The organism is Streptomyces tuirus (genome assembly GCF_014701095.1).
Lineage (GTDB): Bacteria > Actinomycetota > Actinomycetes > Streptomycetales > Streptomycetaceae > Streptomyces > Streptomyces tuirus.
Map to the genome: position 1 here is coordinate 6,976,823 of NZ_AP023439.1, position 23,593 is coordinate 7,000,415.

General features: G+C 72.8%; 23 protein-coding genes. 13 read left to right on the forward strand and 10 right to left on the reverse strand.

Translation table 11 applies throughout. From position 1 onward, the window contains the following. Nucleotides 1-33: 33 nt before the first annotated feature. A complete protein-coding gene (locus IGS69_RS31645) occupies nt 34-1,728 on the reverse strand; it encodes an NAD-dependent malic enzyme (protein ID WP_190903880.1) in 1,695 nt (564 codons plus the stop codon). Nucleotides 1,729-1,955: 227 nt separating this feature from the next. Between IGS69_RS31645 and IGS69_RS31650 the strand changes: the two genes are divergently transcribed. The 9 genes from IGS69_RS31650 (at nt 1,956) to hypA (ending at nt 9,425) form a co-directional block, all read left to right on the forward strand. Continuing rightward, nucleotides 1,956-2,414 (forward strand): DUF6069 family protein, encoded by a 459-nt coding sequence (locus IGS69_RS31650; protein ID WP_190903881.1) that lies wholly within the window; start codon nt 1,956-1,958, stop codon nt 2,412-2,414. Nucleotides 2,415-2,620: 206 nt separating this feature from the next. Continuing rightward, nucleotides 2,621-4,501: a hypothetical protein gene (locus tag IGS69_RS34865; RefSeq protein WP_232543690.1), complete on the forward strand. Its 1,881-nt coding sequence runs from the start codon at nt 2,621-2,623 to the stop codon at nt 4,499-4,501. 1 nt (nt 4,502) lies between these two features. Next, nucleotides 4,503-5,594, forward strand: a complete 1,092-nt coding sequence (locus tag IGS69_RS31665; protein WP_190903882.1) for an NADH-quinone oxidoreductase subunit B family protein — start codon at nt 4,503-4,505, stop codon at nt 5,592-5,594. Between the two features lie 61 nt (nt 5,595-5,655). Beyond that, nucleotides 5,656-7,449 (forward strand): nickel-dependent hydrogenase large subunit, encoded by a 1,794-nt coding sequence (locus tag IGS69_RS31670; protein WP_190903883.1) that lies wholly within the window; start codon nt 5,656-5,658, stop codon nt 7,447-7,449. Continuing rightward, nucleotides 7,442-7,993 carry a NifU family protein gene (locus IGS69_RS31675; RefSeq protein WP_190903884.1) on the forward strand — a complete coding sequence of 184 codons (552 nt, stop codon included), beginning with the start codon at nt 7,442-7,444 and terminating at the stop codon, nt 7,991-7,993. The genes IGS69_RS31670 and IGS69_RS31675 overlap by 8 nt, the downstream gene beginning before the upstream one ends. Further along, entirely contained in the window at nt 7,990-8,586 is a 597-nt protein-coding gene (locus IGS69_RS31680) for a DUF5947 family protein (protein ID WP_190903885.1), read from the forward strand. The genes IGS69_RS31675 and IGS69_RS31680 overlap by 4 nt, the downstream gene beginning before the upstream one ends. A gap of 42 nt (nt 8,587-8,628) precedes the next feature. Continuing rightward, complete coding sequence (locus IGS69_RS31685; protein WP_190903886.1) at nt 8,629-8,838, forward strand: hypothetical protein; 210 nt, start codon at nt 8,629-8,631, stop codon at nt 8,836-8,838. Between the two features lie 34 nt (nt 8,839-8,872). Beyond that, nucleotides 8,873-9,067 carry a hypothetical protein gene (locus tag IGS69_RS31690; protein WP_190904786.1) on the forward strand — a complete coding sequence of 65 codons (195 nt, stop codon included), beginning with the start codon at nt 8,873-8,875 and terminating at the stop codon, nt 9,065-9,067. A 7-nt stretch (nt 9,068-9,074) separates the two neighbouring features. Continuing rightward, nucleotides 9,075-9,425 carry a hydrogenase maturation nickel metallochaperone HypA gene (hypA, locus tag IGS69_RS31695; protein ID WP_031111009.1) on the forward strand — a complete coding sequence of 117 codons (351 nt, stop codon included), beginning with the start codon at nt 9,075-9,077 and terminating at the stop codon, nt 9,423-9,425. 55 nt (nt 9,426-9,480) lie between these two features. Here hypA and hypE read toward each other — a convergent pair whose 3' ends face one another. The 7 genes from hypE to IGS69_RS31730 are packed head-to-tail and all read right to left on the reverse strand — an operon-like array spanning nt 9,481 to nt 17,464. Beyond that, nucleotides 9,481-10,551: a hydrogenase expression/formation protein HypE gene (gene hypE, locus IGS69_RS31700; protein ID WP_269783196.1), complete on the reverse strand. Its 1,071-nt coding sequence runs from the start codon at nt 10,549-10,551 to the stop codon at nt 9,481-9,483. Next, the gene (gene hypD / locus IGS69_RS31705) at nt 10,544-11,686 is read right to left on the reverse strand and encodes a hydrogenase formation protein HypD (RefSeq protein WP_190903887.1); all 1,143 of its coding nucleotides are present in this window, start codon (nt 11,684-11,686) and stop codon (nt 10,544-10,546) included. Before hypD ends, hypE begins: the two co-directional genes overlap by 8 nt. Continuing rightward, nucleotides 11,683-12,003 carry a HypC/HybG/HupF family hydrogenase formation chaperone gene (locus IGS69_RS31710; RefSeq protein ID WP_190903888.1) on the reverse strand — a complete coding sequence of 107 codons (321 nt, stop codon included), beginning with the start codon at nt 12,001-12,003 and terminating at the stop codon, nt 11,683-11,685. Before IGS69_RS31710 ends, hypD begins: the two co-directional genes overlap by 4 nt. 3 nt (nt 12,004-12,006) lie before the next feature. Further along, nucleotides 12,007-14,319 (reverse strand): carbamoyltransferase HypF, encoded by a 2,313-nt coding sequence (hypF, locus tag IGS69_RS31715; protein ID WP_190903889.1) that lies wholly within the window; start codon nt 14,317-14,319, stop codon nt 12,007-12,009. Then, nucleotides 14,316-15,095: a hydrogenase nickel incorporation protein HypB gene (gene hypB / locus IGS69_RS31720; RefSeq protein WP_190903890.1), complete on the reverse strand. Its 780-nt coding sequence runs from the start codon at nt 15,093-15,095 to the stop codon at nt 14,316-14,318. Before hypB ends, hypF begins: the two co-directional genes overlap by 4 nt. A gap of 39 nt (nt 15,096-15,134) precedes the next feature. After that, entirely contained in the window at nt 15,135-15,722 is a 588-nt protein-coding gene (locus tag IGS69_RS31725; RefSeq protein ID WP_190903891.1) for a hydrogenase maturation protease, read from the reverse strand. Beyond that, nucleotides 15,719-17,464 carry an enoyl-CoA hydratase-related protein gene (locus IGS69_RS31730; protein WP_190903892.1) on the reverse strand — a complete coding sequence of 582 codons (1,746 nt, stop codon included), beginning with the start codon at nt 17,462-17,464 and terminating at the stop codon, nt 15,719-15,721. The genes IGS69_RS31725 and IGS69_RS31730 overlap by 4 nt, the downstream gene beginning before the upstream one ends. A 416-nt stretch (nt 17,465-17,880) precedes the next feature. Here IGS69_RS31730 and IGS69_RS31735 point away from each other — a divergent pair, with 416 nt between their 5' ends. Together IGS69_RS31735 and IGS69_RS31740 are read left to right on the forward strand one after the other, a co-directional pair. Continuing rightward, a complete protein-coding gene (locus IGS69_RS31735) occupies nt 17,881-18,639 on the forward strand; it encodes an IclR family transcriptional regulator (RefSeq protein WP_190903893.1) in 759 nt (252 codons plus the stop codon). A gap of 100 nt (nt 18,640-18,739) precedes the next feature. Then, nucleotides 18,740-19,963, forward strand: coding sequence for a PP2C family protein-serine/threonine phosphatase (locus IGS69_RS31740; RefSeq protein WP_190903894.1), 1,224 nt, complete (start codon nt 18,740-18,742; stop codon nt 19,961-19,963). A gap of 391 nt (nt 19,964-20,354) precedes the next feature. On the opposite strand, the gene paaK is transcribed toward IGS69_RS31740, so the two are convergent. Together paaK and paaI are read right to left on the reverse strand one after the other, a co-directional pair. Next, on the reverse strand, nt 20,355-21,710 hold the full coding sequence (paaK, locus tag IGS69_RS31745; RefSeq protein ID WP_190903895.1) for a phenylacetate--CoA ligase PaaK: 1,356 nt from the start codon (nt 21,708-21,710) through the stop codon (nt 20,355-20,357). Beyond that, nucleotides 21,711-22,097 carry a hydroxyphenylacetyl-CoA thioesterase PaaI gene (paaI, locus tag IGS69_RS31750; protein ID WP_190904728.1) on the reverse strand — a complete coding sequence of 129 codons (387 nt, stop codon included), beginning with the start codon at nt 22,095-22,097 and terminating at the stop codon, nt 21,711-21,713. A gap of 210 nt (nt 22,098-22,307) precedes the next feature. Between paaI and paaA the strand changes: the two genes are divergently transcribed. Next, nucleotides 22,308-23,294 carry a 1,2-phenylacetyl-CoA epoxidase subunit PaaA gene (gene paaA, locus IGS69_RS31755; RefSeq protein WP_190903896.1) on the forward strand — a complete coding sequence of 329 codons (987 nt, stop codon included), beginning with the start codon at nt 22,308-22,310 and terminating at the stop codon, nt 23,292-23,294. Further along, nucleotides 23,291-23,584, forward strand: coding sequence for a 1,2-phenylacetyl-CoA epoxidase subunit PaaB (gene paaB / locus IGS69_RS31760; RefSeq protein ID WP_030844556.1), 294 nt, complete (start codon nt 23,291-23,293; stop codon nt 23,582-23,584). Before paaA ends, paaB begins: the two co-directional genes overlap by 4 nt. Nucleotides 23,585-23,593: the final 9 nt, after the last annotated feature.

The following is a 23,593-nucleotide window of genomic DNA, read 5'->3' on the forward strand; positions in this document are numbered from 1 at the left end:
TCGACAGTACGTCGCCCGAGCCCGGCACCGCTCCTAGCCCTCGTCCTCGTTCTCGTTCTCGTAGCGGGGCGTCCACTGCGCCCGGGCGACGGCCTCGCGCAACTCCTCCTCCGTGGCCTGCGGGGCCACCCCGTCCTCGACGGCGGCGAGGGCCGCGGCCAGGGCGATCTCGCGGGCGGACTCCCGCATCCCGGTCAGCGGCGGCAGCAGCGGCACGGGCACGTCGTCGCCGCCGGCCGCCCGGACCGCGCACCGGGCGACGGCCCGGGCGGCGGCCACCAGCATGCGGTCCGTGACCCGCGTGGCCCCGCTCGCGGTCACCGCGAGACCCATGGCCGGGAAGACGTACACGTTGTTCGACTGCGCCACCGGCACCTCGCGCCCGTCGACCGTCAGCGGCGGGAAGGGCGAGCCGGTGGCGATCAGCGCCCGCCCCTCGGTCCAGCGGGTGAGGTCGGCGGGCTCGGCCTCGGAGTGCGAGGTGGGGTTGGAGAGCGGGAAGACGACGGGCCGTTCGCAGGTCGACGCCATCTGCCGGACGATCTCCTCGGTGAACGCACCGTGCGCCGTCGACAGCCCGATGAGCGCCGTCGGCTCGACGCGGCGTACCACTTCGGCCAGGCCGGTGCCGTCCCAGTCGGCCACTTCCCTGTCGTCCCGCGCGAACGCCCGCTGCTGCGGCGTGAGTTCGGAACGCGAGGACACCAGCAGCCCGTCGATGTCGACGATCCAGAACCGGTCCGTAGCCTCGTCCTCCGTCAGGCCCTCGTCGACCATGGCGGTACGGATCATGTCGGCGACGCCGATCGCGGCCGACCCCGCGCCCAGGACCACCACGCGCTGCTCGGGCAGCGGGGTGCCGGCCACGTCCGCCGCGGTGGACAGGGCGCCGAGCGTGACGGCCGCGGTGCCCTGGATGTCGTCGTTGAACGTGAGCAGCCGGTCGCGGTAGCGGGCGAGGATCGGGTGGGCGTGCGCGGTGGCGAAGTCCTCCCACTGCAACAGCGTCCCGGGCAGTTCCGCCTCGACCGCGGAGACGAACGCCTCGATCATCTCGTCGTACTCGGCGCCGGTCAGCCGCCGGTCGCGCCGGCCCAGGTAGCGGGGGTTGTCGAGCAGGGTCTCGTTGTCGGTGCCGACGTCCAGCAGGATCGGCAGCGTGCGGGCGGGGTGGATGCCGCCGATCGCCGTGTAGAGGCTCAGCTTGCCGATGGGGATGCCCATGCCGCCGACGCCCTGGTCGCCCAGTCCGAGGATGCGCTGGCCGTCGGTGACGACGATGACGTCCACGTCGTGGTCCCGGTGCGGGCGGTTGCGCAGGATGTCCCGGAAGCGGTGCCGGTCCTCCCAGGTCAGGAACAGACCGCGCGGCCGCCGGTAGATCTCGCTGAACTTCTGGCAGGCCTCGCCCACCGTCGGCGTGTAGACGACGGGCAGCAGCTCCTCCAGGTACTCCGTGACCAGACGGTAGAAGAGGACCTCGTTGGTGTCCTGGAGCTGCCGCAGGTAGATGTGCCGGTTGAGGGGCTTGTCGTAGCCGTGGAACGCCTCGTAGGCACGGGCGACCTGCTCGTCCAGGGTCTCCACGGCGGGCGGCAGCAACCCGTCGATCCCCAGCTCCTCGCGTTCGCGCCGGCTGAAGGCGGTGCCCCGGTTGACCAGCGGGTCGGCCAGGGTCGTGACGGCGGGGCTGGTGGTGGGGCGGGGGTGATGCGTCGGCTGGTCCATGGGGTAACGCCTTCCCGTGACGCGCCGGTTCGTGCGGGTGACGTGTGCCATCCGGATGAACCACCGGCTCGGTGAACGATCCGGATGAACCACGGGCTCGGTGAACGATCCGCAATGCCACCGGCTCCGCGGAAACGTCCCCCGGGCACCGATGAGTTCCGTGCCGTCGTCCGGTCTACCTCTCCGTACACCCCACCGCGCCCCAACGCCCTTCAGGAGAGAGTGACATGAGTGTGACGACGCCTCAGACCCAGGCACAGCGGACCGAGTCCGGCCTTCTCTCCACACGCCCCGTGTGGCTGGTCGGCATTCTGGCCACCCTCGCAGGAGCCGTGGTGACGGAGGCGTTCGCGCTCGTCACGCGGGCGGCCGGTGTCCCGATGGAAGCGGCGAGTCCCGGGGCCACGGAAGCCGCGGAGATCCCGGTCGGCGGCTTCTTCGGCGGGGTGGTGTTCTGGTCGGTCGCCGGAATCGTCCTCGCGGTCGTCCTTGCCCGCTGGGCCAAGCGGCCCGCCCGCACCTTCACGGTGACCACCGTCGCGCTCACCGCGCTGTCCCTCGCCGGCCCGGCCGTCGCCCCGCACACCGCCACGTCCACCCAGATCGTCCTCGCCGCGTCCCATGTGGTGGCCGCCGCGGTCGTCGTCCCGCTGCTGGCGCGCAGGCTCTCCCACGTGCCGCGCTGAATCCGACCCTCCGCACCACCGACACGGGCCCGTCGCGCTTCGGCGCCGACGGGCCCGTCGCTGTGCCTGTCCGGTCGGGGCAGCCCGGCCACGGACTCAGGCCAGACCCGAACGGCCCAACCCGCTGCGCCGGAGGAGGCGACCGTGGATGACCGGTGTGACCGTGGTGGAAGGAATGCGCGTGCACATGGTGACGAGGAGGCGCGATGGCGGAGGCACTGGCCGAAGGCGGCACGAAGGGCGCTGCCACGAGCGGCGGCGCGGGCCCGTCCCCGGGCGTCTTCGAGCACCTCGGCGCCGTCGCCGAGGCCGTCCTCTACGAGGGCTACCTCCTCTACCCCTACCGCCGTTCCTCCGCCAAGAACCGCGTCCGCTGGCAGTTCGGCGTGCTGTTCCCCCGGGACTGGGTGGAGGCGGACGGCCCCGTCACCCCCGGTGTCTCCGGCTCCGCCGACTCCTGGTACCAGCAGACCGAGTGCCTGCTGCGGGTTTGGCAGCCGGACAGCGTCCGCGTACGCGTGCGGGTCCGCTACCTCCAGATGCAGCGCAAGCAGGTGGAAGAAGCGGGCCGGCCCGTCGCGTCGCTGCACGGCGACGACGGCACGGTGCATCTGACCTTCGACGAGGCCCTGCCGCGCGAGTGCGAGATCGAGGCCCCGCTCGACGAACTCCTCCGGGGCGCACGCACCGTCGCGGTGAGCGCCCCGGCGGGGGAGGACGTCGAGCCGCTGCCCGACGACGCCGGGCGGGTGGTGCGCAGCCGCGAGGAGATCCGGGCCGAGACGACCGTCACCGCCGAGCGGCTCTCCGAGGGCCTGTGCCGGATCCGCGTACGGACCACGAACACCGCGCCCGCACCGCCGCCGCGCACTCCGCGGGACGAGGCACTGCGCCGGGCCCTCATCGCCACCCACACCCTCATCGGCGGGGACGGGGTGGAGTTCGTCTCGCTGATCGATCCGCCGGCGGACGTGGAAGCTCTCGTGCGCGCGTGCCGCAACGAGTTCACCTTCCCCGTGCTCGGCGGCGAGGCCGGTGACACCGCACCCGTGCTGCTGTCCGCACCGATCATCCTGCCCGACCACCCCCAGGTCGCCCCCGAGAGCCCGGGCGACCTGCACGACGCCGCGGAGATCGACGAAATCCTCACGCTGCGCACGATGCTGCTGACCGACGAGGAGAAGCGCGAGGCGCGGGCCACGGACCCGCGGGCGGCGGCGATCCTCGACCGGGTCGACACCATGCCGCAGGAGATCTTCGAACGACTCCACGGAGCCGTCCGCTCCCTGACACCGGCACCCCCGACGGCGCCCCCGACGCGGGTCCCCCCGGCGGCGTCCGCCGACCCTCTCCGGCCACCGGCGACCCCCGCCGGCCCCGTCCCGACATGGGTCACCCCGACGGCGTCCGCCGACCCCGCCCGGCCTACGGCGACCCCGGCGGCGTCCGCCGTCCCCGCCCCGCCCTGGGCCGCCCCGACGCCGTCCGCCGACCCCGCCTGGCCTCCAGCGACCGCCGCCGCACCCGCCGGCCCCGTCCCGACGTGGGTCACCCCGGCGCCGTCCGCCGACCCCGCCCGGCCACCGGCGCCCCCCGCGGCCCCCGCCGGCCCCGTCCCGACATGGGCCACCCCCGCGCCGTCCCCCGACCCCGCCCCGCCCTGGGCCACCCCCGTGGCGTCCGCCGGCCGCCCCGCCTGGTGGCAGGAGGGGGCCGACGACGGTCTGTCCCCGGCCACCGACACCGTGCTCGTCGACGGCGTCGCGCTCGGCGGTGGCAGCCGCGTGCGGCTGCGACCCCGGGGGCGCGGCGCCGACGCACAGGACATGTTCCTGACCGGGCGGACCGCCGAGGTCGCCGCCGTCTTCCACGACGTGGACGGCAGCGTGCACCTCGCGGTCACCCTCGACGACGACCCCGCCGCCGAACTGAACAACTGGTACGGCCGCTTCCACTACTTCCGGCCCGACGAGCTCGAACCCCTCGAGCCCGCCGGATCGCCGGACGAGCCGTCGGCACCGGCTCCCGCCGCAGCTCCCGCGCGGCACATGACCGACTCCGAGACCCCCGCAGCGGAGGCCGAGTGACATGACCACCCACAGCAGCACAGCCGAAGTCAGCAAGGAACCCGATCGGGCCGAGGACCGGAAGGGCATCGACGAGATCACCATCCTCTGGATCTCCGAGGGCATGAGCTGCGACGGCGACACCGTCTCGCTCACCGCGGCCGACCAGCCCTCCATCGAGGACCTGGTGCTCGGGCTGATCCCGGGCCTGCCCAAGGTGAACCTGGTCAACAAGGTGCTCTCGCCCAGCCTGGGCGGCGAGGACTTCCTCGCCCCCTACCGGGCGGCCGTACGCGGTGAACTGGGCAGCCCGTTCATCCTCGTCATCGAGGGCTCGATCCCCAATCAGAACGTCATCGAGGGCGACGGCTACTGGACGTCCTTCGGCAACGACCCGGAGACCGGCGAGCCGCAGACCCTCAACTGGTGGATCGACCAACTGGCCCCCAAGGCCTGGGCGGTGGTCGCCGCCGGCACCTGCGCCACCTTCGGCGGCATCCACGCCATGTCCGGCAACCCGACGGGCTGCATGGGCCTCGCCGACTACCTGGGCTGGGACTACACCTCCCAGGCCGGCCTGCCGATCGTCAACGTGCCCGGCTGCCCGATCCAGCCCGAGAACTTCATGGAGACCCTCGTCTGGGTCCTCTACCACGCGGCCGGCTCCGCGCCCCCGCCGCCGCTGGACCACATGCTGCGCCCGCAGTGGCTGTTCGGGAAGACGGTCCACGAAGGCTGCGACCGCGGCTCGTACTACGAGCAGGCCGACTTCGCCAAGGACTACAACTCGCCCAAGTGCCTGGTCAAGACGGGCTGCTGGGGCCCGGTCGTCAACTGCAACGTGCCCAAGCGCGGCTGGATGGCCGGCATCGGCGGCTGCCCCAACGTCGGCGGCATCTGCATCGGCTGCACGATGCCCGGCTTCCCCGACGCCTTCATGCCGTTCATGGACGAGCCCCCCGGCGGCACCCTGTCGTCGCTGGCCATCAAGCCGTACGGCGCCGTCATCCGCAGGCTGCGCGGCATGACCAACGAGCTGGTCAACCACGAACCCAAGTGGCGCCACAACAAGCGCAAGCTGACCACCGGTTACGACCCGCACTGGCGCCCCTGATGAAGCCCACCGGGCACACCCCCCACCCCCACACCACCGACAACGAGGGGCAGTACCGCAGATGACGACCACCGAGGCCCGTGCCACGGACCGCAAGCCGCCACAGCTCGTGGACATGTCCTGGGATCCGATCACCCGGATCATCGGGAACCTGGGCATCTACACGAAGATCGACTTCGCCAACCGGGAAGTCGTCGAATGCCACAGCACCTCGTCGCTGTTCCGCGGCTACTCGGTGTTCATGAAGGGCAAGGACCCGCGCGACGCGGGCTTCATCACGTCCCGGATCTGCGGCATCTGCGGCGACAACCACACCACCTGCTCCGACTACGCCCAGCAGATGGCCTACGGCGTCAAGCCGCCCCCGCTGGCCGACTACATCGTCAACCTCGGCGAAGCGGCGGAGTACATCTTCGACCACACGATCTTCCAGGACAACCTGGTCTTCGTGGACTTCTGCGAGGCGATGGTCAAGTCCACCAACCCCAGCCTCCTGTCCCGCGCCGAGCGCACCGACGCACCCCGCGGCGAGACCCACGGCTACCGCACCATCGCCGAGATCATGAAGGCCTTCAACCCCTTCGAGGGCGAGGTCTACAAGGAGGCCCTGAAGGTCAGCCGCATCACCCGCGAGATGTTCTGCCTGATGGAGGGGCGGCACGTCCACCCGTCGACGCTGTACCCGGGCGGTGTCGGCACGATGCCGCAGCCGACCGCCTTCACCGACTACCTCAGCCGGCTCATGCGGGTCATCGACTTCGTGAAGAAGGCCGTCGCCATGAACGACGACGTCTTCGACTTCTTCTACGAGGCGCTGCCCGGCTACGAGGAGGTCGGCCGCCGTCGCACCCTGCTGGGCTGCTGGGGCGCCTTCCAGGACCCCAAGACCGTCGACTACCGCTACGAGACGATGAACACCTGGGGCAAGGAGATGTACGTCACCCCGGGCATCATCGTCGACGGCGAACTCGTCACCAACAACCTCGTCGACATCAACCTCGGCCTGCGCATCCTACTGGGCAGCTCCTACTACGAGGACTGGGTCAACGAGCAGCCGTTCGTCACCCACGACCCGCTGGGCAACCCCATCGACATGCGGCACCCGTGGAACCAGACCACCGTCCCGGTGCCGCAGAAGCGCGACTTCGACGACAAGTACAGCTGGGTGATGAGCCCCCGCTGGCTCGACCCGCGCACCGGGGACCACCTCGCCCTGGACACCGGCGGCGGCCCGCTCGCCCGGCTGTGGTCGACCGCCCTGAGCGGCATCGTCGACACCCCGTACGTCAAGGCCACCGGCCACAGCGTGCGCATCTCCCTGCCCAAGGGCGAGTCGCTCCCGGAGACGACCCTGGAGTGGCGCATCCCGAAGTGGAGCAACACGATCGAACGCGACCGCGCGAGGCCGTACTTCGTGGCCTACGCGGCCGCGATGGCCCTCCAGTTCCTGGAGGAGGCCATGGGGCTCGTGCGCGCGGGCGAGACCAAGGTGTTCGAGAACTACGAGGTGCCCGACGAGGCGATCGGCTGCGGCTTCCACGAGGCCGTGCGCGGTGTCCTCTCCCACCACCTGGTGATCAAGGACAAGAAGATCGCCAACTACCACCCGTACCCGCCCACCCCGTGGAACGCCAGCCCCCGCGACATGTACGGCACCCCGGGCCCGTACGAGGACGCCGTCCAGGGCCAGCCCATCTTCGAGGAGAACGGGCCGGACGACTTCAAGGGCGTCGACATCATGCGCACGGTCCGCAGCTTCGACCCGTGTCTGCCGTGCGGTGTGCACATGTACGTCGGCAAGGGCAAGACGCTGACCACCCTGCACTCGCCGACGTACGGGGCGAACCATGGCTGAGACCGCCACGGCACGGCTGGCGGACCCGGACGTCGAGGCCCGGCTCGTCCGGCTCGACCGGGCGCTGGACAGCCTGGAGTCCTCGCCCGGCCCCACGACCCGCACCGCGACCGAGGCGGTGGCCCTGCTGACCGAGGTCTACGGCGAGGCCCTGGCCCGTGTCCTGGACCGGGCGGACGACCAACTCGCCGAACGCCTGGCCGAGGACGAGCTCCTGGGGCACCTGCTGGTGCTGCACGACATCCACCCCGAGCCCGCCGAACGCCGGGCGGCCCGCGCGGTCGAACGGCTGCGGCCCGCCGTGCGGGAACGCGGCGGCGACGTGGAGTGGGCCGGGGTGGAGGGCCAGGTCGCCCGGGTGCGTCTGACCAAGGGCGGCGGCGGATGCGGGTCCGGGTGCGGCGGCGGAGGTGACGAGGTCACCGACGCGGTCCGCGCCGCGGTGCTCGCAGCGGCGCCGGAGCTGACGGCGGTGGAGCCCCTGACCGAGACGGCCCCCGCCTTCGTCCCGCTGACCACGCTGACGCACCGGAGCGCCCCGTGACCACCGACGGGGCCCTGGCCCGCATCATCCGCTCCTCCGCCGACCGCACGGCGGCGGCCGAGCGGGAGGTGTGCGACCTGTGCGCCGCACCGGTCGCCGACGAGCACGCCCACCTGTACGACACCGGCAAGCAGGAGGTGCGCTGCGCCTGCGGCCCCTGCTCCGTGCTGTTCGCCGACGCGGCGGCGCGGGACGGCCAGTACCGGCTCGTGCCCCGGCGCCGGCTCCGGCTGCCCAAGCTCGACACGGCCGTGCTGGGCGTCCCCGTCGGCCTGGTCTTCTTCGTGCCCCGGACGGACGGCACCGTGACCGCCGAGGGCCCGAGCCCCGCGGGGGCCATGCGGTGGGAGGTGGACGCGGCGGCCTGGCAGGAGCTGGCCGGGACGTGTCCGCAGCTCGCGACCGTGGAACCCGAGGTGGAGGCGCTGCTGGTGAACACCGTCCACGGCCTCGACGAGCACTGGATCGTGCCGATCGACGACTGCTACCGGATGATCGCCGTCGTACGCCGGGAGTGGCGCGGCATGTCCGGCGGCGGCCGGATCTGGCCGGCCGTCGAGCAGTTCTTCGAGGACCTCACCGAGCGGTCATAGCCACGCACTCCGCTGGTCGGAGGCGAGGAAGGAGAGCACCCCATGGGCACCATCAGAGTGGGCCGGCCCCAGGCGAAGCCCGACACGCCCGGGCACGTCGCCGGCATGCACGAGGGCAACAAGGGACCGCGCGAGCGGCAGAAGGGCCACCACGAGGACGGCACCGCCGACGCGCGCCGCTCCACCGGGATCCACTGGAAGCGGCATGACGTCCTCCTCGCGGAGGCCATGCCGAACATCCCGCCGGGATGAACGCCGTGATGAGGACGAGCAGGGAGTCGCCGCAATGAAACGAACACGTCGCAGACCCGTCGCGCGCAGGCGGGGCGGGATGAGCGGGGAGCGGGTGCTGAAGGCCGAGGCCGCCCTGGTGGGCGGTGTGGTCCTGGCCCTGCTCGCCTGGGAGTGGCCGAGCCTCAGGCGGGAGGTGCGGATCTGGCGGATGGCCGGCGGATTCCGCGCCGGCCACCGCTACCCGTGAGCCGGCCGTGCACGAACTGTCGATCGCGACCGCGATCATCGAGCGGGCCGACGAGCTGGCCCGGGCGGACGGGACGGACGCCGTCTCGAAGGTGACCGTCCGGGTCGGCGAGCTGGCGGGTGTCGTCCCCGACGCCCTCGGCTTCGCCTTCGAGGTGGCCCGCGACGGCACCGCCCTCGCCGGGGCGCACCTCGTCGTCGAGCAGATCCCCGCGCAGGCCTGGTGCGGCCCGTGCGCCGAGGAGTTCCCGGTGGGCATGCCCCCGTTCTTCTGGTGCCCGCGCTGCGACCAGCCCTCCAGCGACCTGCGCAGCGGCCGTGAGCTGGAGATCGCCGGGATCGAGCCGGTACCGGCCTAGGGCAGGAGCAGGGCCCCGCCGAGCCGTCGGCGGGGCCCTTCGTCCTGTCCGGTGGTCAGCAGATGCGCGGCAGCTGCTCCCCGAGGGGCAGGTCCACCACCCGCGTCCCGCCGAGTCCGGTGGCGACCACCACCATTCCCGGGTGCTCGGCGACGCACTCGCCGATCAGAGTCGCCCCGGTGCCCTGCGGATGGGCCCGCATGGCGGCCAGCACCTCCTCCGCCTCCGACGGCGGCACGATGGCGACCAGCCGCCCCTCGTTGGCGACGTACAGCGGATCGAGTCCGAGGAACCCGCAGGCGTTCGCCACCGCGTCCGGCACCGGGATCGCCCGCTCCTGAAGCCGGACACCGGTCCCGGAGGCACGGGCGATCTCGTTGAGCGACGCGCCCAGGCCGCCCCGGGTGGGGTCGCGCAGCACATGGATGTCCGCGGTGACGGCCAGCATCGCCGCCACCAGGCTCGCCAGCGGCGCGGTGTCGCTGGCGACCTCCACCCCGAACTCCAGCCCTTCCCGCACGCTCATGATGGCCACGCCGTGCAGTCCGATCGGGCCGCTGACGATGACCGCGTCCCCGGGCCGGGCACGCTGGGGCCGGATGTCCACCCCGCCGGGCACGAGTCCCACCCCGGCGGTGGTGACGTACACCCCGTCGCCGTGCCCGGACTCCACCACCTTGGTGTCACCCGTGGCGATCGTGACCCCGGCGGCCTCGGCGGCCGCCCCCATCGAGCGGGCGATCCGTTCGACGACCGTCAGCTCCACGCCCTCTTCGAGGACGAACGCCGCGGAGAGGTAGGCGGGGCGCGCGCCGCTCATCGCGAGATCGTTGACGGTGCCGTTGACCGCGAGGTCACCCAGGCAGCCGCCGGGGAAGAACAGCGGCCGGACCACGTAGGAGTCGGTGGAGAACGCCAGCCGCGCGCCGCCCAGTTCGAGGACGGCGGAGTCGGCGAGGCCGGCCAGGGTGGCGTTGCCGTAGGCAGGGGTGAAGATCTGCTCCATCAGCTCCGCCGACAGCGCACCCCCGCCGCCGTGTCCCATGACCACCACCCCCTGGTCGCGCAGCGGGGCGGGGCAGGTCCAGTCGGCCGGGTCGACCACGTCGGCGACTCGCTCAGGCAACGGGGGTCACCTCCTGCGGCGCGGTGCCGCCGGCCTGCGGCGCCAGGGCGTTCATCCGGCGGTAGAGGTAGTAGGCCGCGCAGGCGCCCTCGCTGGAGACCATGGTGGCGCCGAGCGGGGTGCGCGGTGTGCAGGTGGTGCCGAACGCGGCACACTCGGTCGGCTTGATCAGGCCCTGGAGCACCTCACCGGCCCGGCACTCGGCGGGCTCCTCGGTACGGATCCCGCTCACGTCGAAGCGGTGCTCCGCGTCGTAGGCGCGGAAGGCGTCGGTGAGCCGCCAGCCGCTGGCCGGGATCCGCCCGATGCCGCGCCAGGAGCGGTCGGTGACCTCGAAGACCTCCTCGATCATGCGCACCGCGGCCGGGTTGCCCTCCTCCCGCACGGCACGCGGGTAGGCGTTCTCCACCCGGTGCTCACCGCGCTCCAGCTGACGGACCGCCCGGCGGATGCCCTCCAGGATGTCCAGCGGCTCGAAGCCCGTCACCACCATCGGCACGCGGAACCGCTCGGCCAGCTCCGGATACTCGGCCATCCCCATCACGCTGCACACGTGCCCGGCGGCCAGGAAGCCCTGCACCCGGCACTCGGGCGCCGTCATGATCGCCTCGACGGCCGGGGGGACCCGCACATGCGACACCAGCAGACTGAAGTTGGACAGGCCCAGCCGGCGCGCCTGGTGCACGGCCATCGCGTTGGCCGGGGCGGTGGTCTCGAAGCCGATCGCGAAGAACACCACCTCCCGGTCCGGGTTGCGGCGGGCCAGCTCCAGGGCGTCGAGCGGCGAGTACACCACCCGTACGTCACCGCCCTCGCCCTTGACCCGGAACAGGTCGCGGTCGGTGCCCGGCACCCGGAGCATGTCGCCGAAGGAGCAGAAGATCACCCCGGGCCGGGCGGCGATCTCCAGCGCCTTGTCGATGACCTCCAGCGGCGTGACACAGACCGGGCAGCCGGGTCCGTGGATCAACTCGACCTGCTCGGGGAGCAGTTGGTCGATGCCGTGCCGGATGATCGAGTGGGTCTGCCCGCCGCACACCTCCATCAGGGCCCAGGGCCGGGTGGCGGTGGCGCGGATCTCGTCCAGCAGCCGCCGCGCCAGCTGGGGGTCGTTGAACTCGTCGATGTACTTCACCGGGCCTCACTCCCGCTGTTCTCGGGCTCCGCCGCCGCGGTACCGCCCGCCTCCCTGGCCGCCTGCTCCCAGGCGTCCCCGAACTCCTCCTCCAGCAGCCCCAGTTCCTCGAACAGCTTCAGGGAGGCCAGGGCCGACTCCTCGTCCAGACGCTGGAGCGCGAAGCCGACGTGCACGATGACGTACTCACCCACCTTCACGTCGGACACGTACTCCAGGCACGCCTTCTTCTGCACACCGCCGAAGTCGATCAGCCCGGTGAGCGGTTCGGCACTGTCGTCGATGGCGACGACCTTGCCGGGCACTGCCAAACACATGGGTCACTCCTCCTGTCGTAGGTGCGCCGCGACCACCAGCTGGCCGAGGGCCAGCCCGCCGTCGTTCGGCGGCACTTCGCTGTGCCGCAGCACCGCGAAGCCGTCCTCGGCCAGCAGTCGCGCGCACTGCTCCTCCAGCAGCGCGTTGGCGAACACCCCGCCGCTGAGGGCGACGGTGGCCAGGCCGGTGTCCTGACGCGCGCGCCGGCAGATCCCCGCCACCGCCCGCGCCACGGAACGGTGGAAACGGGCCGCGAGCACGGCGGCGGGGGTGCCGCGCCGCAGATCGGCGACCAGCGCGCTCAGCACGGGCGCCGGGTCGAACCCGTCGGCGAAGGTGTACGCGGACCTGTCGGCGCCCCACGCGGACGCGGCCGCCGCCTCCAGCTCCAGCGCGGCCTGCGCCTCGTACCCCGCGCGATGGCACACGCCCACGAGCGACGACACGGCGTCGAAGAGCCGGCCCATGCTGGAGGTCGGCACACAGGCCAGGCCGCCGGTCAACTGCCGCTGGAGCACCGCCCGTTCCTGCGGCGCGCAGGCGGTCACGCACGGCAGGTCCGCGTCCCACGGCAGTCCCGCCGCCCACAGCCGGGCCAGGGCCAGGCGGCACGGGTTGGCGACGCCCGCGTCGCCTCCGGGCAGCGGGGCGGGGGAGAGGCGGGCGTAGCGCCGGAAGCCGGTGTAGTCGGCGAGGAGGATCTCGCCGCCCCAGACGGTGCCGTCGTCGCCGTAGCCCGTGCCGTCGAACGCGACGCCGATCACCGGCGTGGTGCCGTCCAGGCCGTGCTCGGCCATCGCGGAGGCGATGTGCGCGTGGTGGTGCTGGACTGTCACCGGGGCGTGCCCGGCCAGGCGGGCGGCCCACCGTGTCGAGTGGTACCCGGGGTGCCGGTCGGCGGCGACCACTTCGGGACGCACGCCGGTCAGCCCCCGCAGGTGCGCGTCCGCCCGCCGGGCCGCCTCCAGCGTCGTCAGATCGCCCATGTCGCCGATGTGCGGGCCGAACCAGGCCTGGTCGCCCGCGCCGAGGCACAGGGCGTTCTTCAGGTCGCCGCCCACGGCGAGAGCGGGCCGCACCCGGACCGGCAGCCGCAGCGGCCGGGGCACATACCCCCGGGATCGGCGCAGCACCTGCTCGGTGCCGTCGGGACGCACCCGCAGCAGGGAGTCGTCGCAGGGCGAGGAGATGGGCCGGTCGTGGGCGAGCCAGGCGTCGGCCAGCCCGGCGAGCCGGGTCAGCGCCTCGTCGTCGTCCGTGACGATCGGCTCCCCGGAGCGGTTGCCGCTCGTCATGACCAGCACCCGCGGGCCGGGCGGGTCACCGGGCAGTCCGAACAGCAGGGTGTGCACGGGCGTGTAGGGCAGCATCACGCCGAGGTGCGGGCTGCCGGGGCAGACGCCCGGCGCGAGTCCGTCCGTCTCCGTGCGTCGGCGCAGCAGCACGATGGGGCGCCGGGAGCCGGTGAGGGCGGCCCGTTCGGGCGCGGAGAGTTCCGCGATCCGCCGTACGTCGTCGAGGTCCGCGCACATCACCGCGAACGGCTTGCCGCCGCGTGCCTTGCGGGTGAGCAGGGTGTCGACGGCCCGGGCGTCGGTGGCGTCGCAGGCCAGGTGATAGCCCCCGAGGCCCTTGACGGCGACGATCCGCCCGGCGGCCAGCAACGCCCGGGCCGACGCCAGGGCTTCGGCATCCCGGGCCGGGCGGACCGCGCTCCCGGCCCCCGGCACCAGACGCAGCCGGGGGCCGCAGTCGGGGCAGGCCACGGGCTGGGCGTGGAAGCGGCGGTCGAGGGGATCGCCGTACTCCCGGGCGCACGCGGCGCACATCGGGAAGCCGGCCATGGTCGTGACCGCCCGGTCGTACGGCATCCCCGTGGCGATGGTGAAGCGGGGGCCGCAGTGGGTGCAGGTGACGAACGGGTGCCGGTGCCGCCGGTCGGCCGGATCGCGCAGCTCCCGCAGGCAGTCCGGGCAGGTCGCCGTGTCGGGCGGGAGGAGGGTGCTGCCGGGGGAGCGGTCGGTGGAGCGGATGCCGAAGGTGCTCTCGGCGCCGGTGGCGGGCAGGTCCTCGAAGCCGACGCCGGTGACGGCGGCCAGCGGCGGCGGCTCCTGGGCGAGCCGGTCGCAGAAGTCGGCGACGCCGTCCAGCGGGCCCTCCACCTCGATGAGCACACCGCTCGCCGTGTTGCTCACGAAACCCGCGAGTGCCAGGTCGGTGGCGAGGCGGTGCACGAACGGGCGGAAGCCCACGCCCTGCACGGTGCCGCGCACGGTGACGCGCCGGCGCACCGCCCGGGTGGCGGGTGCGGTCACGGGACGAGGCCGGCTTCGGCGCCCTCGTGCGTGTGCGTGTGCGTGTCCGTGTGGACGTGAGTGTGGGTGTGGCTGTGGGTGTGCGGGCGGGGTGCCAGGGGCGGCCGGTGGACGGGGGCCCCGTCCCGGACGGCCAGCACCCGCTCCAGGAGAACGTCGACGCCGGCGCCGGTGCGGGCACAGGACCGCACCACCTCCACCCCCGGGTTGACCCGCTGGACGTTCGTCTCGAAGGCCGTCTCGTCGAACCCCGCCGGCCCGGCCAGATCGGTCTTCGTCAGCACCACCAGATGGGCCGACCCGAAGGCCGTGGGGTACTTCAGCGGCTTGTCCTCGCCCTCGGTCACGGCCATGAGCACGATCCGCAGACTCTCGCCGAGGTCGTAGGAGGCGGGGCAGACGAGATTGCCCACGTTCTCCACGAACAGCAGTGACGTGCCCGCGGGGAGCCAGCTCTCCACGTGCCCGCGCAGCTGCCTCGCCTCCAGATGACACAACCCGTCCGTCAGCAGCTGCTTCACCGGGGCTCCCGACCGGGCCAGCCGGTCGGCGTCGTTCTCGGTCGCCAGGTCGGCGGTGAGGGCGGCCACCGGAAGGCTCCGCTCCACCGCACTGGCCAGCACTCGCCCGAGCAGTTCCGTCTTGCCGCTGCCCGGGCTGGACAGCAGGTTGACCACGCACACCCCGCGCCGGGTCAGTTGCTCACGCAGGTCCGCGGCCAGACCGTCGTTCTTCGCCAGGACGGCCTGGGTGACCTCGTCCACGGAATCGCACATGGGCGCCGCTCCTCGCGGGTCGGTAGGGAAATCGTTCCGCTACCGATCCTCCGCGCCATCGCCCACCGTGCCCGGCAGCCCGGCCGGGGACAGGGGGGCGGATTCGTCCGGGCGGCTCAACGGGGGCGTGGCCGCCGGGTCGGCGAGCAGCACCGGCACCAGGGTGTGCAGCGCCGCGACGGCCCGCCCGACCGCCTCGCGCACCGTCGCGCTGATTCCCGGGGCGATGTCCTCGTCCGCCGGTGCCCGCAGCTCGGGCTCGCAGGCCAGCACCAGGACGCGGGGGAGCGGCTCGTCGCCCAGGTGGGCGGCCAGGGCGAGCACCTTCGCCGGGTCCATGCCGTGCGCCTCGGGCGGGGCGCCCGCCGCGGAGCCGCCGGGCAGTTCCGGCTCGATCAGCGACAGTGTGCCCGGCTCGTGCCCTCGCACGGCGGCGTCGACCAGGACGGCCGTGTCGTAGCCGTCGAGCAGCTCGTAGGCGAGGTCCATGCCGCGGATGCCGAAGTCCCGCACCCGTACCTCCGGGGGCAGCGGGTCCCGGTCCAGGGCGCGGATCACCTCGGGCCCGAAGGCGTCGTCGGCGAGGAAGATGTTGCCGACGCCCGCCACGAGGAGCCGCGCGCTCATCGGGCGCCCCCGGTGGTCAGCGGCCGGGCGGAGCCGTTCGGGAGCTTGCGGACGAAGGCGGAGCGCAGCGCGTGGTAGGGAGCCTCCGGGTCGAAGAAGACGGCGCGCATACGGGCGAGTTCGGCCCGCCGGTATTCGGCGAGGGGCCGTGCGAGCTCATCCGCGTGGCGGGCCGTGGCCTTGGCGGTGATCCGGCGCGGCAGATCCGGGTCGGCGGCCAGCTCGGCGGCCAGACGCTCGATCTCGGGGGCGAACTCCTGGGCCGCGACGGGCACCAGACGGTCCACCAGCCCGATGCGCTCGGCTGTCGCGGAGCTCACCGGCAACGCCTCTTCCGTGAGCCGCTCGGCCGTTTCGGCGCCCACCCGGCGGGGCAGCGAGTACGTCCAGTACTCCGACCCGTACAGGCCCATGTTCCGGTAGTGCGGGTTGAGGACGCTGCCCCTGCGGCACCAGACTTCGTCGGCGGCCAGGGCGAGCATGACGCCGCCCGCCGCCGCGTTGCCGCCGAGGGCCGACACCACCAGCCGGTCGGTGGTGCGCAGCACCGCCTCGACCAGGTCGTCCATGGCGTTCAGATTGGACCAGGACTCGCCCGCCGGGTCGCCCGCCGCCTCGATGACGTTGAGGTGGATGCCGTTGGAGAAGAAGTCGCGGGCGCCACCGAGCACCAGCACCGAGGTGGGGCGGGTCAGGGCGTACCGCCAGGCGGCGAGCAGCCGGCGGCAGTGGGTGGTGCTCATGGCCCCGCCGGGGAACGAGAACGTCAGGAACCCGACGGGACCGCTCTGCCGGTAGCGGATGTCCGTCCAGGTGGTGCGGTCCGGCGGCAGTTCGAGCGGGGCGGCGATCTCGGGCAGCCAGTACGGGCGGTCGTACGCACCCGGCATGCCCGGACCGCTGCCGGGCGGGGCCGGGAAGCCCGCGAGCACCGAGGCCGCCGGGCGACGGAACGGCGCGGGGTCGCCGGAGCTCTTGCGGGGACGCAGTTCCGGGATCCACACCGCGCCGTCCCGGGTGGCCCGGCAGAGCGCGCCGGCCCGCGTCGCGAGCAGTTCCCCGGGCTCCCCGCGCAGCCGGTCCTCGGGGTGACCGCCGTGCAGGAACACCTCCTGGCCGCAGATCTCGTCCCGGACGCCGGGCTGCGAGTCGGCCCCGCGCAGCTTGCGCAGCACCGTGGCCGTGCTGTCGTTCTCCCAGTCGATCCGCCGCTGTTCCTGGCGGAAGTAGTCCCGCCACATCACGTGGGTCCCGGGTTCGCTCTGCGGGCGGGGTTTGTACGACCCCTCGGCGTAGCGCCGCACGGCCAGCAGCACGGCGGCCGTGGCGGCGTCCGCCACCTCGTTGCGGTACATGTCGCTCTTGCCCGCCGGCGGCACGGTGAAGGTGCCGTCGGCCCACACGTCGCCCGCGTCCATGGCCGCCTCGGCCTGGAGCACCGTCACGCCCCACTCGGACGCCTCCTCGGCGATCGCCCAGTCCAGCGACGACGGGCCCCGGTCCCCGGGTGGCCCCGGATGCACGATCAGGCAGGTGTGCTCGCGCCACACCTCTTCCGGCAGGGCCGACTTGAGCATCGGGGCGACGATCAGCTCCGGGCCCACCTCGCGCACGGCGGCCCGGACGGCATCGGGGCCGTGCGAGGCGAGCACGACCTCCACGTGGTGCCCCTCGTCCGACAGTTCGGCGAACACACGCTGGGACAGGCTGTTGAACGCGCTGGCGACGAGCAAGATGTCCATGACATCGCATGGTCGCCCGTAGGGGGAGGGCCGTGAAGGACCACGGCGGCGTTTCGCGGTGCTAAACCGCGTCCGGCCGAACGGGTACGCGCCGGTTTCACCGGAGTGCCGGGCTCGCCGGGGGCGCGTCCATGCGTACGTCGGCCGGGAGCGGGAGGCGCCTGAGCGGCCCGCACGGCTGCCTCGACCGGGCCCTCCTTGGGGCCCGGGGTGTCCGGCCGCCGCCGGCAGGAGGCCGGTGATCCAGCACGCGGCCGAGGACCGGCGGCATGCCCGTCGTGCGCGCGTCCACGGCACCGCCGCCCCGGGGCGCAGGCACGCCCGCCCCCGGCCGAGGCAGAACACGCGGTCCGGTCCACGCTGATCCACCGGCCTGCCCCTTGCCTGGCGCACGGGGCCTGGCGCACGCTGTTCGTATGGGTGCGGAAGACGGCCCTACGCTCATCAACTCCGTCCAGCGGGCCATGCGACTGCTGGAGGCGGTGAGCGCGCACGTGAACGGCGCGCCGGCCAAGCAGCTGGCGCGCGAGACGAGTCTGCCCCTGGCCACCACCTACCACCTGCTGCGGACCCTGGTGCACGACGGGTACCTGCGGAAGCTGGACGACGGCGGCTTCGTCCTCGGCGACAAGCTCCAGACGCTGCAGACCACGGGGCGTGCGCAGGCGCTGCTCAGCCGGGTGCGGCCCACCCTCGCCGCGCTGCGCGACGAGCTGGCGACGGCCGCCTACCTCACCTTCTACGAGGACGGGGAGATCCGGGTCGCCGAGATCGTCGACGGCCCCGGAACCCCCCGCGTCGATCTCTGGGTCGGCTTCGAGGACGCGGGGCACGCCACCGCCCTGGGCAAGTCCGTCCTGCGGGAGCTGGACGAAGAGGCCCGCCAGGACTACCTCTCCCGTCACCACCTCGCCGACCTCACCCCGCGGACGATCACCAGCCTCCCGGTGCTCCTCCAGCGACTGGAGACCTCGCCCCTGGCCCCGGCCATCACGGACCTGGAGGAGTACTCCCTCGGCACGGTCTGCGTCGCCGTCCCGGTCTACAGCGGGGACACGCTCGGTTCCCTCGGTGTCTCGCTGCCGTCGAACCGGCTCTCCCGGCTGCCGGAGATCCGCGAGCGGCTGCTCCCGACGGCGAGCCGCGTGACCAGGAGCCTCTCGCTCACTATCTGAAAAAGCACTTCTTGCCGGAGACATCCGTACCCCGTTTTCTGGATAAGTCAGACATTTCCGGAACGTGCCCCGCGCACAGGTGAGGACTGCGGACACCGACATGAGCCAAGCCCGCAATCATGGCGTCCACCACCGGCCGGTACGGTCGTTCGGCGACCGAGCGGCCGCTGCCGGGGCTTCGGCCCGCAGGCGCGTCGTCGCGCGGCTGGGCGCCGGCGCACCCGTGCTGCCGGTCGTGGTCGTCGCCGCCGTCGTGTCGGCCGACCTCGTGGGCGGGGCGGGGATGATCTGGCTGCCCCTGCTCGCGGCCGGGCCGGCCCTGGCGGCCACGACCAACGGACCGCGCGGGGTCCTCTGTGTCGGCGTCCTCACCGTCGCGGTCGGTGCGACCCTCGGCATCCGGGACGGAGTGCCGGGCCGGGAACTGGCCGCCATGCTGTCGGCCCTGGTCGCCGTCACGCTCGCGAGCGGCCTGGCCAGCGCCCTGCGCGGACGCCGGGAACGGGTGCTCGCCGCTGTCCGCTCGGTCGCGGAGACGGCCCAGCACGCGCTGCTCAGGCCGGTGCCCTCGACCGTGGGTCCGTTCCAGGTGGCCGTCCGCTACAGCGCCGCGGCGGCCGAGGCCCGTATCGGCGGTGACCTCTACGCCCTGATACCCACCCCGCACGGGGTGCGGCTGATCGTCGGTGACGTGCGCGGCAAGGGGCTGCCCGCCGTCGGGACCGCCGCGCTGGTGCTCGGTGTCTTCCGCGAGGCCGCCCACGACGAGCCCGACCTCCTGGCCGTGGTCGACCGCATCGAGCGGAGCCTCGCGCGCAACCTCGGCCGGGACGACTTCGTGACCGCGGTGGTCGCCGGCTACCCGCGGGAAGGGCAACTGGAAGTGGTGAACTGCGGACACGCGCCGCCGCTCCTGGTGAGCGCCTCCGGGGCCGTCACCCCGGTGGACCCCGTGTACCCGGCGCCGCCCCTCGGGCTGCGCGACCTCGCCGGACACGCCCCGGGACTCCACACGCTCGCCTTCGCCGACGGCGACCAGCTGCTGCTCTACACCGACGGGGTCACCGAGGCCCGCGACGCAGAGCGCGCCTTCTACCCCCTGGCCGAGGGCCTGGAGCGGCATGTCTCCCAGGAGCCGGCCCACACCCTCGGCGCGCTGCACGACGAACTGCTGACCCACGTGGGCGGCAGGCTGCACGACGACGCGGCCCTGCTCCTCATCCGCAAGCCGGCCGCACACGGATCGGCGGCGGAGGCTCCCGCGGTGACCGATACCGGCCCGGCCACTCCCGCCCCGGTGTCCGGGGCGAAGTGCTGCTTCTGACAGTCTCGGGGTCCGCGCGGGTCCGGCTCGCTCCTGCTCGGGCCGGGCGGGGGTGCTGCTCTTGACAGCTGCGGCAGTGCCGCCGGCAGGGAAGCTCCCGCCGCGGTGTCCGGGGCGAAGTGTGCTTCTGACATTCTCCCGGTCCGCGCGGGTCTGGCTCGCTCCTGCTCGGGCCGGGCGGGGCTGCTGCTTCTGACCGTCGCGGCGGTGCCGCCGGCCGGGACGCTCGCGCCGCGGTGTCCGGAGCGAAGTGCTGCTTCTGGCAGCTTCGGTGTCGCGCGGGTCGGACTCGCTCCTGCTCGCGTGCCCGTCGGGAGTGCTGCTCTTGACAGCTGCGGCGGTGCCGCCGGGCGGGAGCGCTGCCCGTGTGGGCAGCCGCAGCCGCTCCGGTTCACGCCTCGCGCAGGTCCTTGACCCGGCGGAGCTTGCCGAGGGAGCGCTCCAGGGTCTCCGGTTCGACGATCGTCACCTCGGCGGTGACGCCGATGCCGTCCTTGACGGCCTGCGCGATCGTCCCGGCCGCGGCGTCGCGCTGCTCGGGGCCGGTGCCGGGCCGGGTCTCGACGCGGACGGTCATGTGGTCCATGCGGCCGCGCCGGGTCAGCTGGATCTGGAAGTGCGGGGCGACGCCGGGCGTGCGCAGCACGATCTCCTCGATCTGGCTGGGGAAGACGTTCACCCCACGCAAGATGATCATGTCGTCGCAGCGGCCGGTGATCTTCTCGATGCGGCGGAACGCGGGCCGGGCCGTGCCGGGCAGCAGCCGGGTCAGATCGCGGGTGCGGTAGCGGACGACCGGCAGGGCCTCCTTGGTCAGCGACGTGAAGACCAGCTCGCCCTCCTCGCCCTCGGGCAGCACCTCACCCGTGATCGGGTCGACGACCTCCGGATAGAAGTGGTCCTCCCACACGTGCAGTCCGTCCTTGGTCTCCACGCACTCCTGGGCGACACCCGGCCCGATCACCTCGGACAGGCCGTATATGTCGACGGCGTGGATGTCCATCCGCTCCTCGATCTCGCGGCGCATCTCCTCCGTCCACGGCTCGGCACCGAAGATGCCGACCCGCAGACTGCTCGCGCGCGGGTCGAGGCCCTGGCGCTCGAACTCGTCGAGCAGGGTGAGCATGTAGGACGGGGTGACCATGATGATCTCGGGCCGGAAGTCCTGGATGATCTGCACCTGGCGCGCGGTCATGCCTCCGGAGGCCGGGATCACCAGACAGCCGGCGCGCTCCGCGCCGTAGTGCGCGCCGAGGCCGCCGGTGAACAGGCCGTACCCGTAGGAGATGTGCACCTTGTGGCCCGGGCGCCCGCCGGCGGCGCGGATCGAGCGGGCGACGAGGTCGGCCCACATCGACAGGTCGTTCTCCGTGTAGCCGACCACCGTGGGGCGGCCGGTGGTGCCGCTGGAGGCGTGCACGCGCCGCACCCGGTCCATGGGGACGGCGAACATCCCGAAGGGGTAGGTGTCCCGGAGGTCGGCCTTCGTGGTGAAGGGGAACCGGGCGAGGTCCTCCAGCGAGCGGCAGTCGTCGGGGGAGACCCCGGCCGCGTCGAACTTCTTCCGGTACGTCTCCACGTTCTCGTAGGCATGCCGCAGGGTCCGGCGCAGGCGGTCGAGCTGGAGCTCCCGCAGCTGCTCGCGCGTCAGGCGCTCCGTGTCGTCGAGCAGATCGTGGGGGAGGGGCTCACCGCGCCGCTGTGGCACGGGTGCCGTGGCCCCGGAGGCCGTCGTCTCGCTGGTCATCTAGGACTCCTCCGGCCTCGTGCTCCTGATGCTCCGGCTGCGGCCCCGGAACTCCGCGATCACCTCGTCGCCCCGCCGGACCGTCACGTCGTAGAGGCCGCTGCGCCCGTAGCGGGTGCGCTCCTCGGCCCGGGCGACCAGTTCGTCGCCCTCGTGGGCGGGGGCCACGAAGGTGATGTCGGCGCCCGCCGCGACGGTCACCGGGCCGTGGCTGTTACAGGCGCAGGCGAAGGCGCTGTCGGCGAGCAGGAAGACATAGCCGCCGTGGACGATCCCATGGCCGTTCACCATCGCCGCCGTCACGGTCATCCGCAGCGTGGCGGTCCCCTCGCCCTGCTCCCACAGCTCGATCCCGAGCCCGCGGGAGGCCTCGTCCGCGGCGAACATCGCCTCCGCGGGCGGCGTCGCGTCAGCGGTATGGGTCACTTCTCGCACCACCTCATATACCGACCGAACATTCGGTTAGCTGGCGCTGTCATGTAATCCAGCCCCGTCGGTGCCTGTCAAGGGTCCAGGACTTCCCCGAGGGGTCTTACCAAGGCGCGCCGACGTGTCCTACGATGGACCGAACGAATGGTCGGTTGGGAAGTGGGACGGATGGATACGACACGCTCCAGCCCCGGGGGGACGGACGGCCCCGAGCCGGATCTCCAGCAGCACTTCGACGCGACGATCGCGCGGGACCAGCGAATCGAGCCGCGCGACTGGATGCCGGAGGGCTACCGGAAGACACTGATCCGCCAGATCGCGCAGCACGCGCACTCGGAGATCATCGGCATGCAGCCGGAGGGCGAGTGGATCACCCGCGCGCCGTCGCTGCGCCGCAAGGCCATTCTGTTCGCCAAGGTCCAGGACGAGGCTGGGCACGGGCTGTACCTGTACTCGGCGGCGGAGACGCTGGGCGCCGACCGCGCGGACCTCACCGAGCGGCTGATCGAGGGCCGCCAGAAGTACTCGTCGATCTTCAACTACCCGACGCTGAGCTTCGCGGACGTCGGCGTGATCGGCTGGTTCGTGGACGGCGCCGCGATCTGCAACCAGGTGCCGCTGTGCCGCTCCTCCTACGGGCCGTACGCGCGCGCCATGGTGCGGATCTGCAAGGAGGAGTCGTTCCACCAGCGGCAGGGCTACGAGCTGCTGATGACGATGATGCGCGGCACCCCGGAGCAGCGCGAGATGGTGCAGGACGCCGTGAACCGCTGGTGGTGGCCGTCGCTGATGATGTTCGGCCCGCCCGACGACGCCTCGCCCAACTCCGCGCAGTCCATGGCCTGGAAGATCAAGCGGCACAGCAACGACGAACTGCGCCAGCGCTTCGTCGACATGACCGTGCCCCAGGCCGGCAAGCTCGGCGTGACGCTCCCGGACCCGGAGCTGCGCTGGAACGAGGACCGGGGCCACCACGACTTCGGCACGCCCGACTGGGACGAGCTGATGCGGGTCATCAAGGGCGACGGCCCGTGCAACGACCAGCGGATGGAACGACGCCGCACGGCCCACGAGGAGGGCACCTGGGTGCGCGAGGCGGCCACCGCCCACGCCGCCAAGCAGGCGGCCCGCGAGCGGAAGGGAGCGGTGGCATGACCGCCGACAAGCAGGACTGGCCGCTGTACGAGGTGTTCGTACGCGGCAAGCGCGGCCTGAACCACGTCCACGTGGGATCGCTGCACGCCGCCGACGACCGCATGGCCCTCACCCACGCCCGCGACCTGTACACCCGGCGCAACGAGGGCGTCTCGATCTGGGTCGTGCGCTCGGAGCACATCGCCGCCTCCACCCGCGACGAGAAGGACCCCTTCTTCGAGCCCAGCGCCGACAAGGTCTACCGGCACCCGACCTTCTACGACATCCCCGAAGACGTCCCGCACATCTGAAGGAGAGGG

Excerpts from the sequence above, each read along its gene's own strand:
- IGS69_RS31645 (WP_190903880.1), bottom strand. The coding sequence starts at position 1,728 with ATGGACCAGCCGACGCATCACCCCCGCCCCACCACCAGCCCCGCCGTC.
- IGS69_RS31650 (WP_190903881.1), top strand. The coding sequence starts at position 1,956 with ATGAGTGTGACGACGCCTCAGACCCAGGCACAGCGGACCGAGTCCGGC.
- IGS69_RS34865 (WP_232543690.1), top strand. The coding sequence starts at position 2,621 with ATGGCGGAGGCACTGGCCGAAGGCGGCACGAAGGGCGCTGCCACGAGC.
- IGS69_RS31665 (WP_190903882.1), top strand. The coding sequence starts at position 4,503 with ATGACCACCCACAGCAGCACAGCCGAAGTCAGCAAGGAACCCGATCGG.
- IGS69_RS31670 (WP_190903883.1), top strand. The coding sequence starts at position 5,656 with ATGACGACCACCGAGGCCCGTGCCACGGACCGCAAGCCGCCACAGCTC.
- IGS69_RS31675 (WP_190903884.1), top strand. The coding sequence starts at position 7,442 with ATGGCTGAGACCGCCACGGCACGGCTGGCGGACCCGGACGTCGAGGCC.
- IGS69_RS31685 (WP_190903886.1), top strand. The coding sequence starts at position 8,629 with ATGGGCACCATCAGAGTGGGCCGGCCCCAGGCGAAGCCCGACACGCCC.
- IGS69_RS31690 (WP_190904786.1), top strand. The coding sequence starts at position 8,873 with ATGAAACGAACACGTCGCAGACCCGTCGCGCGCAGGCGGGGCGGGATG.
- IGS69_RS31710 (WP_190903888.1), bottom strand. The coding sequence starts at position 12,003 with ATGTGTTTGGCAGTGCCCGGCAAGGTCGTCGCCATCGACGACAGTGCC.
- hypB (WP_190903890.1), bottom strand. The coding sequence starts at position 15,095 with ATGTGCGATTCCGTGGACGAGGTCACCCAGGCCGTCCTGGCGAAGAAC.
- IGS69_RS31725 (WP_190903891.1), bottom strand. The coding sequence starts at position 15,722 with ATGAGCGCGCGGCTCCTCGTGGCGGGCGTCGGCAACATCTTCCTCGCC.
- IGS69_RS31730 (WP_190903892.1), bottom strand. The coding sequence starts at position 17,464 with ATGGACATCTTGCTCGTCGCCAGCGCGTTCAACAGCCTGTCCCAGCGT.
- IGS69_RS31735 (WP_190903893.1), top strand. The coding sequence starts at position 17,881 with ATGGGTGCGGAAGACGGCCCTACGCTCATCAACTCCGTCCAGCGGGCC.
- IGS69_RS31740 (WP_190903894.1), top strand. The coding sequence starts at position 18,740 with ATGAGCCAAGCCCGCAATCATGGCGTCCACCACCGGCCGGTACGGTCG.
- paaK (WP_190903895.1), bottom strand. The coding sequence starts at position 21,710 with ATGACCAGCGAGACGACGGCCTCCGGGGCCACGGCACCCGTGCCACAG.
- paaI (WP_190904728.1), bottom strand. The coding sequence starts at position 22,097 with ATGTTCGCCGCGGACGAGGCCTCCCGCGGGCTCGGGATCGAGCTGTGG.
- paaA (WP_190903896.1), top strand. The coding sequence starts at position 22,308 with ATGGATACGACACGCTCCAGCCCCGGGGGGACGGACGGCCCCGAGCCG.
- paaB (WP_030844556.1), top strand. The coding sequence starts at position 23,291 with ATGACCGCCGACAAGCAGGACTGGCCGCTGTACGAGGTGTTCGTACGC.